Origin of the sequence: Pedobacter steynii (genome assembly GCF_001721645.1) — a bacterium.
Taxonomy (GTDB): Bacteria; Bacteroidota; Bacteroidia; order Sphingobacteriales; family Sphingobacteriaceae; genus Pedobacter; species Pedobacter steynii_A.
Window position 1 is genome coordinate 1,952,702 of the sequence record NZ_CP017141.1, and the last position, 14,859, is coordinate 1,967,560.

Annotated in this window: 11 protein-coding genes; 2 read left to right on the forward strand and 9 right to left on the reverse strand. The window is 41.6% G+C overall.

The features are described from left to right. Positions 1 to 9: 9 nt before the first annotated feature. Entirely contained in the window at positions 10 to 669 is a 660-nt protein-coding gene (locus tag BFS30_RS08060) for a gluconate 2-dehydrogenase subunit 3 family protein (RefSeq protein ID WP_069378817.1), read from the reverse strand. Between the two features lie 292 nt (positions 670 to 961). On the opposite strand from BFS30_RS08060, the gene BFS30_RS08065 reads away from it, so the two are divergent. Both BFS30_RS08065 and BFS30_RS08070 read left to right on the forward strand, forming a co-directional pair. After that, the gene (locus BFS30_RS08065; protein WP_069378818.1) at positions 962 to 1,912 is read left to right on the forward strand and encodes an NAD-dependent epimerase/dehydratase family protein; all 951 of its coding nucleotides are present in this window, start codon (positions 962 to 964) and stop codon (positions 1,910 to 1,912) included. A 29-nt stretch (positions 1,913 to 1,941) separates the two neighbouring features. Beyond that, positions 1,942 to 2,667, forward strand: a complete 726-nt coding sequence (locus tag BFS30_RS08070) for a YebC/PmpR family DNA-binding transcriptional regulator (RefSeq protein WP_069378819.1) — start codon at positions 1,942 to 1,944, stop codon at positions 2,665 to 2,667. Here the strand turns inward: BFS30_RS08070 and BFS30_RS08075 are convergent, their stop codons facing one another. The 8 genes from BFS30_RS08075 to BFS30_RS08110 form a co-directional block, all read right to left on the reverse strand. Continuing rightward, positions 2,668 to 3,459 (reverse strand): prolyl oligopeptidase family serine peptidase, encoded by a 792-nt coding sequence (locus BFS30_RS08075; protein ID WP_069378820.1) that lies wholly within the window; start codon positions 3,457 to 3,459, stop codon positions 2,668 to 2,670. A 90-nt stretch (positions 3,460 to 3,549) separates the two neighbouring features. Further along, entirely contained in the window at positions 3,550 to 5,853 is a 2,304-nt protein-coding gene (bglX, locus tag BFS30_RS08080) for a beta-glucosidase BglX (RefSeq protein WP_069378821.1), read from the reverse strand. Between the two features lie 24 nt (positions 5,854 to 5,877). Then, positions 5,878 to 6,534, reverse strand: coding sequence for a GDSL-type esterase/lipase family protein (locus BFS30_RS08085; protein WP_069378822.1), 657 nt, complete (start codon positions 6,532 to 6,534; stop codon positions 5,878 to 5,880). Between the two features lie 37 nt (positions 6,535 to 6,571). Then, the gene (locus BFS30_RS08090) at positions 6,572 to 8,323 is read right to left on the reverse strand and encodes a family 43 glycosylhydrolase (protein WP_069378823.1); all 1,752 of its coding nucleotides are present in this window, start codon (positions 8,321 to 8,323) and stop codon (positions 6,572 to 6,574) included. A 32-nt stretch (positions 8,324 to 8,355) separates the two neighbouring features. After that, on the reverse strand, positions 8,356 to 8,784 hold the full coding sequence (locus tag BFS30_RS08095; protein ID WP_069378824.1) for a hypothetical protein: 429 nt from the start codon (positions 8,782 to 8,784) through the stop codon (positions 8,356 to 8,358). A gap of 73 nt (positions 8,785 to 8,857) precedes the next feature. Continuing rightward, positions 8,858 to 10,216 carry a glucoamylase family protein gene (locus BFS30_RS08100; RefSeq protein ID WP_069378825.1) on the reverse strand — a complete coding sequence of 453 codons (1,359 nt, stop codon included), beginning with the start codon at positions 10,214 to 10,216 and terminating at the stop codon, positions 8,858 to 8,860. Positions 10,217 to 10,285: 69 nt separating this feature from the next. Then, positions 10,286 to 11,764 carry a RagB/SusD family nutrient uptake outer membrane protein gene (locus tag BFS30_RS08105; protein WP_069378826.1) on the reverse strand — a complete coding sequence of 493 codons (1,479 nt, stop codon included), beginning with the start codon at positions 11,762 to 11,764 and terminating at the stop codon, positions 10,286 to 10,288. A gap of 11 nt (positions 11,765 to 11,775) precedes the next feature. Then, positions 11,776 to 14,790, reverse strand: coding sequence for a SusC/RagA family TonB-linked outer membrane protein (locus BFS30_RS08110; protein ID WP_069378827.1), 3,015 nt, complete (start codon positions 14,788 to 14,790; stop codon positions 11,776 to 11,778). Positions 14,791 to 14,859 lie beyond the last annotated feature (69 nt).

Consider the following 14,859-nt stretch of genomic DNA (forward strand, 5'->3'; position numbering starts at 1 on the left):
ATAAAAGATTTATGCCCAAACTTTTTGACCCGGTTTTAAGTCCACACAACCGTCGTAACGGCCAGGGATTTCTACATAGGCCAAGGCCTTGGTAGCACCGATCTCTGAGGTGAAGTAACCCAATAAGGTTAAATCCCTGATGATTGCAAAGAACTGAGGAGCTGTTTTCTCCTTCTCCTTAGGGGTCATTGCATTTCCGGGAGCTTCTTTTTCAGACTTTTTCTGAATAACGTTTTCTTTTTGTTTTTCTAAAGCATCTTTTTCCACTTTACTTGCTGCAATGGTGGCTTCACGAACTTTGTTTAAAAGTTCCTGACGCTGTGCTACAGAAATTTCGAGGAATGATTTTTTAAAGGTGTCTTTTGATTGCTTCTCCAGATCTTCCAGACCCTTGGTGAATGCTTTTTGAGCATCTGAAGGGTAGCAATCTTTGACCATCATGGCGATAAATGGTCCTACTCCAGCTTCTTTAGCCCCAGGTGTACTTGTGGTAGGGATAATGATGTCAGCTACTTCAGTAATTAATTTTTCCTGATCAGCAGAAAATAAATTACCGGCAGTTGTTGTGGATGGTGAATTGCAACTCTCTAAAAATACTCCGATCGTAGTTGCAGATAATGCAGCCCCCATTAAAAAGGCGACACTCTTCACTGCTTCTCTTCTGTCCATATTAGGCGGTTTAGGTGTTTATATGTGGTTAAAGTGTGTTTTGTTTTGTAATAATAAGCAAAAATTAATAGTTAGTGTCATAAATACACGTTAATTATAAATATATAATGTTTTTGTTACTTAATCAATTTTTATCTTGACTCTTTTGAAATGAGAAAGAGAAATTTTCGGGTGGTTTATTGCCGGTATTCGTGTCCTGATGCTTAGAAAAAACGGATAAATGCCGATAAATCATAAACATTTTATATAGGTTTGTTACGTTTTTTTAACTTTGTCAAAATCCAAATAATTCATGATTGAGAAAATATTAGTATTGGGCTCTAACGGTCAGATCGGCACTGAACTGGTAACCGCCTTACGTAACACTTACGGTGAAAATAATGTAGTTGCCTGTGACATTCGCAGACCTGATTATGACATCAAGAACTCGGGACCATTTGAGTTTGTGAATGTGCTTGAGAAAGACATTCTAAACAACATTTTTCAGAAATATAAACCTACACAGGTCTATTTACTTGCTGCATTGTTATCGGCTACAGGTGAACAAAATCCTAAACTGGCATGGGATCTGAATATGAATGGTTTACTTAATATTTTAGATCTTGCTATCACTTATAAAACGGCTAAAGTATATTGGCCAAGCTCTATCGCTGTATTCGGACCAAATTCACCTAAAGTGAATACGCCTCAATATTGCGTGATGGACCCCAATACAGTATATGGAATTAGTAAGCTTGCAGGTGAACGCTGGTGCGAATATTATAACCAGAAATTTGGATTGGATGTACGCAGTATCCGTTATCCGGGATTGATCAGCTGGAAAGCAGCTCCTGGAGGAGGAACGACGGATTATGCGATCCATATTTTCCATGATGCTTTAACAAAAGGAAGTTATGCTTCTTTCTTAAATGCAGAAACGGAATTGCCAATGATGTATATGGACGATGCTATCCGTGGTACCATCCAATTAATGGACGCGGAATCAAGTAAAATCTCCATCCGTTCCAGCTATAACTTTGGAGGGGTAAGCTTTACGCCGGAGGTTTTAGCTACAGAAATCAAAAAACATATTCCGGATTTTAACTTAACTTACAAGGATAATGACCCACGTCAGGAAATTGCCAATAGCTGGCCACGTTCTATCGACGATAGCTTTGCGCAGCAGGACTGGGGATGGAAACCGGAGTTTGACTTGTCAAAAATGACGGTAGACATGTTGAAAAACTTGCAAAATAAATCATAAGTAAGGGAAATCCTTAAATAAAATATACAATGGGAAGAGCATTTGAGTTTAGAAAAGAAAGGAAATTTAAGCGTTGGGCAAAGATGGCCGTTCAATTTACCAGGATAGGTAAAGAGATCGTAATGGCGGTTAAGGATGGTGGTCCATCACCGGACACCAACTCACGTTTACGGACAGCAATCCAAAATGCGAAGGCGGTAAATATGCCTAAGGATAGGGTAGATGCTGCAATTAAAAGAGCCTCCAACAAGGACGAAAATGGTTACGAAGAGTTTGTTTACGAAGGTTACGCACAACATGGTGTCGCAATTCTGATCGAAACAGCTACTGACAATACGAACAGAACGGTGGCGAATGTGCGCAGTTACTTCAATAAAACAGGTGGTACTTTGGGTAAAACAGGTTCCCTGGATTTCATTTTCAGCCGTAAGTCTATCTTCCGTTTCTTACCGGGAGAAAAAGATCTGGAAGAACTGGAGTTTGAATTGATTGATGCAGGTTTAGAAGAACTATACCTGGAGGCAGATGAAGAAGGAAATGACATCGCAGTAGTACAAACTGCTTTCGAAGACTTCGGAAAAATGCAAAAGGCATTAGAAGATACTGGTGTGGAAATGAAAAGCGCAAAATTAGAGCGTATTTCTCAATCCACTACCCCAATTACTGAAGAGCAGGCTGTTGATGTATTTAAGCTGATTGATAAACTGGAAGAGGACGATGATGTTCAGGCGGTTTATCACAATATGGCCGACTAATTAACGCTGTTTCTGATTAGAAAATAACCAGGGCAATAGTTTGGGATCTGCAAAGGCAGCGTCCCAACTGTTGTGGTTGGCATTCGGATACAAGGTAAGCTTCGGCTCTTTTCCCAGAACCTTTAGCTGGTCCGAAATGATGGTAGACAATACTACAGGTACCACATCATCTTTTTCTCCATGAAAAATCCAAAGGGGAATATTTTTATACTTCTGAACATTCGCTACATGATCACCTCCACAGATGGCGAAGGCTGCTGCAAACAGCTTCTTTTTTCTTCTCAGTAATTCATAGGTCCCCATTGCGCCCATTGATAAACCGCCCACATATACCCGTTTTTGATCTACAAAGGGTTTATCCATAAAATTATCAATCATACCGAGTAAGGCATGCATTGCTTTGGTTGGTCGTCCACCTTTCTGAAAATTAAAATTGCGCTTCCCTTGCGCATCCATTCCGAATTCTACATTTGCCCAGAAGCTGTTTTCTGCACATTGCGGGAATACGATGATGGCAGGGAACTGCTTGCGGAAATCATCTTTAAGAAAGAGCTTTGCGCCATGGGTCAGTTGCTTTTGGTTGTCCTGCCCACTTTCTCCTCTTCCATGTAAGAAAAATAGAATGGGATATTTCTTATTGGCATTAAAGTTTTCGGGGAAGAGGATGCGGTAATAAATGCTGTCCTTTCCTTTGATATAGTTTCCTTTATCATATTTTTTTAAATCCTGGGCTTTGATAGTCAGACCAGAAATCAGCAGTATCGTCGAAATTATTAATGTTAGGCGGCTCATGTTCCAAAATTAAACAATTTAAGAATCATTTAAAAAAAATAAACCCTGGCGGCATTTATGCCGTCAGGGTTTATCGCCGGATTGAAATCCTTAAAGGCTCAATTGGAAAGAGGCTTCTGAGTTATCTCTCGAATTCGTTCCGATGAATATTTTAAAATCACCAGGTTCTGCAACAAATTTCAGATCTGCATTGTAAAACTTCAGGTCTTCTATGGAAATTTTGAAACTGACGTCTTTACTTTCTCCAGCCTTGAGGCTGATCTTTTGAAAACCTTTTAATTCTTTAACCGGTCGGGTAGTGCTGCCAACCAGGTCTCTGATGTACATTTGAACCACTTCTTTACCTTCCACTGCACCGGTATTTTTAACGGTGATGGTTGCGGTAATGGTTTCTCCAGCCTTAAAGTTGGTTTTACTCAGCTTAAGGTTACTGTAATCAAAGCTGGTGTAACTCAGGCCGTATCCAAAAGGATACAGTGGTTCATTGCTGACATCCAGATAGTTGGAGCGGAATTTAGAGAACCATTTACCTTGTTCCAACGGACGTCCTGTATTTTTCTGGCTATAATAAAGTGGAATCTGACCAACGTTTTGTGGAAAAGTAGCAGTTAGTTTTCCTGATGGGTTTACTTTTCCGAACAATACATCCGAAATGGCATTTGCAGCCTCTGTCCCGCCAAACCAGACATTTAAGATCGCAGGTACATTTTCATCTTCCCATTTCAGGGTTAAAGGTCTGCCCGTGAACAATACAAGAACTACTGGTTTTCCTGTTTTCAATAGTGCCTGCAACAATCTTTTTTGAGGCTCAGGGATATCCAGATTTGTACGGCTGGAGCTTTCCCCACTCATCTCAGAGCTTTCTCCAAGGGCAGCAACCACCACATCAGATTTTTGAGCCGTTGCAACGGCTTCATTGATCATTTCTTCTTCAGATCGGTTGTCTCTTGGGATATCACGGCCAAACATGGTCGCTCTTTTCTGATATTCCGGGTCTGTCAATAAATTGGCACCCATGCTGTGTAAGATTTTAAGATCAGCACCTGCATTGGCTTTTAGTCCATCCAAAAGAGATATGGTGTTTTTTAAATCACTGTTTACGCTCCAGGTTCCCGGCATATTGCTTCCTGTATTTGCCAGTGGTCCAATCAGGGCAACAGTGCCTGTGTTCTTTAATGGCAGGATTTGCCCCTGATTTTTTAACAGTACAAAACTTTGGCTGGCGGTTTCCCTTGCTACCTTCAGGTGCTCCGGCGTAAGAATTTCATTTTTTGCGCGTTCTTCGCTGCAGTAACGGAATGGGTCGTCAAATAAGCCTAATTTATATTTTGCTTCCAGAACAAGACGGCAGGCATTGGTGATTTGTTGCTCTTTCACTTTGCCTTCCTGAACGGATTTTTTAAGGGTGGTCAGGAAGCCTTCCCCTACCATATCCATTTCTACTCCTGCATTTATTGAAAGCGCAGAAACAGCTTGCAGATCGCCCAATCCATGGTCGATCAATTCATTTACTGCAGTATAATCGGTTACTACAAAACCATCAAATCCCCATTGCTTACGCAGCAGGTCGGTCATTAACCATTTGTTTGCGGTAGCAGGAACGCCATTAATGTCGTTGAAGGAAGTCATCACACTTCCTGCACCCGCATCAACTGCAGCTTTATAGGGAGGTAAGTATTCATTGTACATTCTATTCAGACTCATGTCTGTGGTATTGTAATCTCTTCCCGACTCAGCGGCACCATAAAGGGCAAAGTGTTTTACACAAGCCATCATGGTGTTGTATTTTGATAAATCATCACCCTGATAGCCTTTGACCATTGCTTTTGCAATTTCTGAGCCCAGATAAGTGTCTTCTCCTGACCCTTCAGAAATTCTTCCCCAGCGAGGATCTCTGGAGATATCTACCATTGGGGAGAAGGTCCAGTTCAGACCATCGGCAGTGGCTTCAACGGCAGCAATTCTGGCCGTTTTTTCGATGAGTGACATATCCCAGCTGCAAGACAGGGCCAGTGGAATAGGGAAAGTGGTTTTATAGCCATGGATCACATCCTGGCCAAAGATGATCGGAATCTTTAAGCGGGTTTGATTTACTGCAATCTCCTGCGCTTTACGGATGCGGGCAGGGGTGGTGAGAGAGAAAATTCCGCCTACCTGTCCGTTTTTAATTTTACTTTCTACACCTGTGCTGACCACAGAGCCTGTGGTAGCTTCTCCACCAGTCAGCAGATTCAGCTGTCCGATTTTTTCTTCCAGTGTCATTTTTGAAAGGAGATTCTTAATAAAAGTATTCATCTTTTGATCGGTCGCTGTTACCGCTTTCTTTTGTTGTGCAAAGCCAGAGCTCAGACTAAAAAGTGCGGCCAGAAAAAATAAGTAAGTCGCTTTTCTCATTATCATTGTTTTATGTGTGTTTCTTTATTTTATCAGATAAGGGGTGATTGCTTTAATCCATATGGCATAGCCGGCCGGATTCATATGTAACATATCTTCCAGAAAAAGTTCCGGGCGAAGGGCATTGTTGTGCAGCATTTTTGAATTGACATCCAGGAATTGAGCATTTTTATAATGGCTCATGTATTCTTTAATCAAGGCATTCGTATGGGTATTTGTCGCGGCGAACCTGGTTCTGGATGGGCTGTTTTTTATAGAGAGATATAATACCGGAAGATCCGGGTATTTGTTTCTGATATTGGTGAAAAAGGTGGCAAATCTGTTCAACGTTTCCAGTGCAGTTGTTCCATCCATAGCAATGTCATTCTCCCCACTGTAGATGACGACCTGGCGAGGTTGATGGGGATACACAAGGTCTGCAATATAGTAGTTTGCCTGAGCAAGTGTGGAACCGCCAAACCCTCGGTTGATGGCATGGTAGTCTTTAAATACGGTCTCCAGATCTTTCCATTTCTCAAATGAAGAACTCCCTACAAATAAAATCCCGTTTTTCGGAGGCATGGAGATGCTGTCTTTGTGTTTGAATTCCTGGATCTCTTTCCAGAAAGCCGGTTTTTCCTGTGCTGTAGCCGTTCCGTAGCCAAATGTTAATAAGATCAGGAAGTAATAAAATCGCTTCATGCGGTATTGTTTTTTATTGATCTGTGGTATTCTTTATTTAATTAACTGCCTGCACTTTTGTCCGCTCTGAAACGCCACTCTCATTGATGGCTTCGATGCTGTAGTAATAGGTTTTTTCTTTGTCCATTCCTTTAAACCAGTATTCGTTAGCGTTATGAACCATAATGCAGTTGTATAGTTTATCCGGGTCTGTTCCCAGGTAAATGTTGTACGCATAGGCATCATCAGACATTTGCCATCTGATCCATGCGCTGCGTTTGTCTTTTTCTGTTCTCAGGATGATAAAATCTTTGACCGGTGCGGGTTTGGAAAGATTGCTGTTTCCAAAAACACGCAAGCCGCTAATGGCAAATTTGCCGGTAGGCATATGGATGTTTTCCAGTTTAATAAACCTTGCTTTAACCGGTTTTTCCAGTTCGATATAATCATGCGGCACATCTTTTTTATTGCTGCTTTTATCTGTAAGGATCTTCCAGCTTTTTCCGTCGGCGGAATACCAGAGTTTATATTGATGATAAGTACCTTGTTGTTTCCCCAGGAAAGCGGCATCCTGATCTGCATAGTTGATCTGTACCGCATTGACGGTGGAAAGGTTGCCCAGGTCTGACTGGATCCATTCTCCCTTTTGATCAGAGGAAGCGCTCCAGTAGGTTCTGATGTTTTCATCAACAGCATTATTGGCACTATAGTTTCCTAAGGTTGAAGATACGCTAACCGGCTTGTTGTAGTTCAGCAACATCCATCCGGTAAAGCCACTTTTTAGATGGTCTGTAGCTTTATTGGGCAGATAGTGGGGGTAATCTCCAAAAGCAGCATCCATATACATCACATCGTTCTTATCAAAGCCTGCAGGCCAGATGCCAATTCGTCTTTCGAAGTTGTTTTTGGTGCTCAGCACCACGGTAGAAACATGCCAGTAATTTTTCCAGTTGTCCTGAAACGTCGCACCGTGACCCGCGCCACGGGCAAAGCCACCGGGTTTGTAAGAGAAGGGCAGTGACTGGTGTTCAAATGGACCCAAAGGGGTTTTTCCAATCGCCACACCGTCGGCATAACCACTGAATTCTGTTGCAGGAGCACCGTACTGAAGGTAGTATTTACCGTTATGTTTGGTCATCCAGGCCCCTTCCATAAAAGGATCAAGGAAGGTATTGTCCAGGTATTCTCCGAAACGTTGCCAGCCAAAGCGGTCCGGGTTCAGGAGTAAAAGTTCTTTTCTGGTTCCGATGGGCTGGAAGGTTTTCCGGTTGAGTTCTACGCCATACAGTGGGTAAACATTGCTGCTGCCATTGTACATGTAGAGCTTTCCATCATCATCTAGAAAATGAGCCGGATCCCATCCCCCGATGTCAAAGTCATGAACGGCTTCTTTCCAGTCGTTTCCTTTAGGATTGGTACTCATCCAGATGGGAAAATTACGGGAATAGGTAGAACCGAAAACGAGCATGGTATCGCCTTGAATCCATACAGATGGGGCGCAAAGGTCGTCGTATACTTTATGCTCGGGTCTTAAAAAGGACTTGGAAACAAAGGTCCAGTCGTTAAGATCCGGACTCCACCAATAGCCCCATTGGTTGGTGGAAAATAAATAGTAATCCCCTTTGTAGTTGACGATTACCGGATCGGCTGTAGCCCGGTGTTTCCCCTGAGTAGCAAAGTTGGGAATAGGGGTATATCCATAATCCAGATTAACCGGATTGCAGTAAGTCTGAGGCTGCTGCTGCGCCAATGTTAACAAGCTTTGCAAACTACAAAGCAGAAAAATAGCGAGGGACTTTCTAATCAGCATAGGGTATAATTAAATGTTTAGCCAATATCGGTTTAGTTAAATATTCTGATGTCAGCACAGCTTACACATGCAAGGGCCATGCCGTTGGCAACCAGTCCTGTAACGTGTGATTGATGTTCCCAATAAATCCACATATCATGTGCACCTCCTGTAGAGGTCAGACTCACATTATAGATGTCATTATTGGCTGGCAGATATCCAAGCACAATTGGGTTGGGTGTATTCGGAGGGAGGAAATAAGTAACATGACCTCCCGATGTGGTATTCCATAATTGTACGTATACGCCATCTACGGTACTGTTTCTAGCCATTAAAGGAATCGGAGCCTGGCTGCTTTTAACTGACTTTGAATTTGCTTTTAAGACCGTTTTTTTATGATTTTTTGCAAAAGAATAATTTGTCGGATTAATAAGAATGGTGGTTAATAAAATTACGGTTAAAATACTGAGGATTCTTTTCATGATTTTAGATTTAAAGTTTAAATAATATGATAAAGGCTAAACATTTGTAAATTGAATCCCCCGATTCTATAAGTTACCTGGTTGCAGCTGAGCTGAACTCTAATTTTTTTAATCCTTTCTGTACGTCCGGGCTACTCATAAACAACTTCCATAATAAGCCGCTCCGGTAATTCTCTATCATGACAATGATAGGTCCCTGATCTATGGCAAGATGAGATTTTGCCACCCAGTTGTGTTGCTCACTGAATGCATCTGCAAACCCGTACTCTGTCCACAAGTGATCTCCCATGTCTTCATAAAAATGTCTTAATGCCTGCATAGAGTATTCCGGGGTATAAGGAAATGCAGATAAAGCTGCCGTGGGAGTAATGACACCCAGGTCTTCCGTTGGAGAATGTGCCGCATAGCCCTGCCAGCTATCGCTTGCTGTTAAACCCCAGCTTTTTGCGCTGTACCCTTTGTAATTTTTAGGATTTTCTATACAATAAGCTCTATTGATCAGTGTATGATTTTTGTTCTGTTCCCAGTAATCAGCATACTTGTCTTTCAGACCTCTCGGATCAAGGCCGAGATAGGAATAATGAGAAAAGAATAGTGGTCCCCCACCGTCAAATCCAAGTGGAAGTGTAATGTCATTAAATTTCTTACCATTGAAGAAGGTATTGCTCATTGCCCATCCTTCATCGTATACCTTCTTGCTAATCGCGTGTTTTGGAGAGGAAGCTGCCAGGATATAAGTGATCAGGCATTCGTTATAGCCCCTGATCTGATGGTTCATACTCCAACCATTATTAGGACTCCAATGCCAGTAAAGTACGTTTTGATTCTGAGTGAACCAGTCCCACTCAATGCCTTCCCACATCCAAAGTATTTTATTCCTGATGTCTCTTTCTGTCGCATTATCTGCATTGTAGTATTGACGTGCAGTAAGCAATCCCTGGAAAAGAAAGGAAGTTTCTACGATGTCCGCTCCATCGTCCTTCGGACTGAAACGTATGGTTTTTCCGGTTTCTCCATTTAACCAATGAGGAAATGCACCATGAAACATATCTGCTTTCCAAAGGAAGTCTACGATTTTTTTTGTCCTGGTAGCGGCTTGCTCGCGTGTGATGAATTTACGCTCTGAAGCAACAATAGTTGCCATAATGCCAAAACCGGTACCGCCTGTGGTTACCACTTCATTTCCGTATTCAAAGGCTACGTTGCTTCTTTCCCTTGCCATTCCGCTAACCGGGTGTGCAAAGTCCCAGAAATAGCGAAAAGTTTGTTTTTGTACGAGATCCAGTAACTGGTCGTCGGTTAAATTCTTTTTTATGCTTAATTCAGGTTTTATACTTTCTGTATTTTTCTTTTGTGCATTGGCATTGCTTCCCGAGCCCATAATCAAGACCAGCAAGAGGGAAGTAATGGAATAGAGTTTTAGTTTTGACATGAAAGAGTGATTAAAAAAAGGCTGCCGGCCTAACCCCGGCAACCTTTAAAAATTGATATTTGAAATTATCTAGTAACCTGGGTTCTGAGTTAACAGGTTTCCACTAAGCTGGATTTCCGTATCGGGAATTGGCCATACTTCATTTTTATTTGCTTTCCAACCTTTAACACCGAATACCTCGCTGCCTCTTCCCTGGCGGATTACGTCGAAATAACGGTCTGACTCCATAGCCAGTTCGACTCTTCTTTCGCGGTAAATGGCATTACGCAATGCAACTTTCTCCGTAACGGTTACATCAGGAAGGATGGCTGAGTTTCCTCCTCTTGCTCTTGCTCTCACTCTGTTTAACGAGGATAATGCCTGAGTAGGGTTGCCTAATTCGTTCGCTGCTTCGGCATTCATCAGTAAAATATCTGCAAATCTCAATACCCTGATGTTTTGTTGAGCACCTTCATTAAATCCACTAACTTTTGTATTAAAAGGCACGTAAGATTTTTGATTGTACATCTCATTGGGAACATTAGTTGGGATAACGTCTCCTTGCGGAGTGGTTTCTCCTTTAAAAAGAATGGTTGCATCTCTTCTTGGGTCGCCAGCTTCAAAAGCTCCGGCCAATACAGTTGAAGGTGTATTGAAACCCCAGCCCATATGTCCGGCTACACCTTGAACCTGGCTATATTGAGAATTGGATGCATCTCTGTTTTTAAGATCTAAAGTGGCCTGAACCTCGAATAGCGATTCAATATTGTTTTCACTTTCTTCGCGGAAGACCTTTTCAAAATTAGGGGTTAAATTATAGCCCATTCCCATCACCTGATTGGTTAATGCAAGCACATCTGCCCATTTATTCTGATACATGGCTACTTTTGCCTGCATACCTATTGCTGCTCCTTTGGTGGCACGACCAAGGTCGTTTGCGGAATAAGAAGGTGGCAAAACTGCTGCCGCGTCTTTTAGATCCTGCTCTATCTGGGCGTAAACAGTAGCTTTAGCCGTTCTTGGGATGTTGTATTCTGACGCATCTTTTGGTACCCTTAACCTTAAAGGGACATCTCCGTAGGCTCTTACTAATCTGAAATAAGAATAGGCACGTACAAATTTTGCCTCGGCAAGATAACGTGCCTTCAGTGCTTCATCCATTGTAATTGCAGGAATGTTATCCAATACCTGATTGCAAAGATTAATATTTTGGTATTGTCCCGTCCAGAAATCCTGCAGGGTGCCGTGGGTTGATGTTACCGTGAAGGTATCATAAAGATTAAAGAAGGTGGCATCAGCTGCTGTGCTTCCTTTGTCTGCTTCATCCGATCCGGTACTTTCAATAGCAATGGCATTAAAAGCAACGTTGTTCCAGCTACGTAAATTTGCATAGATTGCGTTAACGCCTTTTGCTGCATCTTCTGGTGTTTTCCAGAATTCTACTGCAGGTTGTTTGGCTTGAGGGTCTACATCAAGGAAACTTTTCTTACATGAAGAAGTGAGTGTTACAGCGGATAATAGGGCAGCTGCACACCAGATTTGTATATTTTTATTGATGGATGTTTTCATGTTTGTCGAGATTAAAAAGTAAGGTTCAAACCGAAATTATAAGTTGCATACAATGGGTAAACATTGATGTCAACTCCTGCATTGGTTGGTGTTCCTCCAACTTCTGGGCTGAAGCCTCTGTAACCAAAAAGGTTAACGGCGTTCTGAGCATTGGCAAAAAATCTTAATTTTTGCATTTTCCATTTAGAAGTCAGTTCGCGGGGCAGGGTATATCCCAACTGAATGTTTCTCATACGGATATAAGCACCACTCTCTACATAAAATGAATTTGTGGCAGTATTCCTACGACCTGCTAAATCTGCTGAAGGGTAAGTATTGGAAGTCCCTGGACCAGTCCAACGGTTTTCATACATTTTCTTTGTGTAGTTTTCATTACCGAATCTGGCACTTAGGTTTCCATTATAAACCTCTACCCCAGCTACTCCTTGAATATCCAGAGTAAGATCGAAATTTTTGTAGGCGAAATTGGTATTCAGACCATAACTGAATTTAGGATTTGGATTGCCCAATACGACCTTATCTTTTCTATCGATTACGCCATCACCATTCTGATCTGTGTACCTGAAATCACCAGGTCTTGCATCAGTCTGAGCTGAAGCCTGTATTTCTTCAGCGGTTTGAAAGATACCTTGTACCTGGTATCCAAAAAACTCACCAATTGGTCTTCCAGCAATGGTTCTGGTAGCCAGCTCACCACTGGTTAATCCTGAACCGCCTTTATAAATCGCGTTATTACCGGAAGTTACATTTAAAACTTTGTTATTGTTTATTCCCAGGTTTCCGCTGATGGTATACTTAAGTCCGCTTTCGGTCTGATCTGACCAGGAAGCAGTTAACTCAAAGCCACGGTTTCTAAAGTCTGCCTGATTACCAATAAGCGTGCTGTTCTCCGTTCCTAATGAACCTAAAACAGGGATGTCAAATATGGCTTGTTCTGTTTTTCTGCTATAGTAATCGGCTTCAATGTTTAGTTTATTATCCATGAAACCCATTTCCAGACCAATATCTGTTCCTGCGCTTCTTTCCCAGAAAAGACTTGGGGGAACAATCATCCGGATACTTGCACCGGTATTGGCGATGTTATTTCCGTAATAAGCGATTAACTGGGCAACCTGAGAGACGGTTAATGTGGTTGGATTGAATGGAATCCCCGCATTACCTACTTTACCCCAGCTTCCACGCAATTTTAAATTACTGAAGATTTTCTGATTTTTCATGAATTCTTCATTGCTGATTACCCATCCTGCTCCTACAGAAGGGAAATAACCCCATGGATCACTTCCGTAGAACTGGGAGGCACCATCTGCTCTCATAGACGCATTTAACATGTATTTATTGTTAAATGAGTAATTCACTCTTGCAAAATAAGAAGCTAGTCTGCTTAAAGAACCAGTATTCTCAATTAATCTGTCGTTACCAAGATCTAAATATAAATCACCTTCGCTGCTAAAAGGAACATCTAATGCCGATCCTTTTATCGTATTGCTCTTAATCTGTTGGGCAGTCTGACCGGCAAGAACGGTTAGGTTATGCTCTCCCCATTTATTGTCGTAGGTAAGGGTATTCTCTAAAATCCAGTTCCTGTTCTCAATCCTGTCTATAGAAAGCTTACTGTTGGTTGATCGTTGTGCCAGAGTTGCTTCATATTTAGGGATGTATGCTCTTTTTTCTTCTTGAGAGAAATCTCCACCTGCACTTGTTTTGAAAGTAAAGTGTTTAGCAAACTTAAGCTCTGCAAAGATATTTCCTGTGGCTCGGTAGATTTTAGTTCTTTGATTGAAAAAGTCTAATGTTACCTGTGGGTTAACTGCACTTCCATTACCTAGTTTAAAATCACTAGGGTCTCCATAAACTCCTGGTGATTTAAATACAGGGACAACCGGTGATGCAGAATAAAAATCACGGAAAATAGCATCTGGGACATCTTTGGAGTCGCTGGCTGTTCCGGTAACATTATAACCTATTTTAAGTGCTTTAAAGATTTGATAGTCGTTGCTTAAACGTGCAGTATATCTTTTATAATTGTTTTTCTTAACGATCCCATCCTGATTCAGGTAACCCAGAGAGAAGTTATAGCTGGATTTTTCTGTTGCTCCATTAACTGAGATCTGATGATTGGTTACCAATGCATTTCTTAGTCCTTGTTTATACCAATCTGTGCCTTTACCGAGGTCGGTGTTGTTGAATACGATCTCTTGGCCAGGAACATTCTGAATTTTGGCAGCTTCATTAACGCCAATAGCATATTCAGTTGCATTCGCCATTTCTACCTGATTTGTTACTTTCTGGAATCCGACAGAACCATTGTAATTAATTGTAGGATCTCCGTTTTTGCCACGAACTGTAGTTACAAGTACTACACCATTGGCAGCCCTGATTCCGTAAATCGACTGACTGGATGCATCTTTCAAAATACTGATGTTGGCAATGTCTGCAGGGTTTAGAAAGTTGATATCATCATACCAAACCCCATCTACCACGTATAATAATTTAGTATTACCATAGATTGTCCCTGTTCCGCGAATGGTCATTGTAGGTGAAGCTCCTGGTTTCCCCACATTGGTAATAGCAACACCTGCAACTTTACCCTGTAATGCTCCAACAGCGTTCTGTGAGGCCTGCTTTGAAATGTCTTCCCCTTTTATTGAAGTTACCGCTCCTGTTACATCAATCTTTCTTTGTGTACCATAACCTACTACCACTACCTGATCCAATTGATTTGAAGCAGAAGTCAATACTACATTTACAGTAGTTCTGTTGTTTATGGCAATTTCTTGAGTAGTATAACCTACATACGTAAATACCAATGTTGCATTCGCCGGGGCGCTGATCACATAGTTTCCGTTGACATCTGTTTGTGCTCCTGTTGTTGTACCTTTTACCTGCACACTTACCGCCGGAATGGTTGTTTTATCCCCACCATCAGTAACGGTTCCTTTCACAGTAATGTTCTGTGCAAAGGCTGTGTAATTAAAAAGAAAACAGAGAAATGTTAAAACAGAAAATTTTGTAAAGATTCTTTTCATGCTCGTTTAAGTTTTGTTTAATTGTTTGTTAAATTTCTGTGACTACAACCGCTATTACAAAAAAAGAGC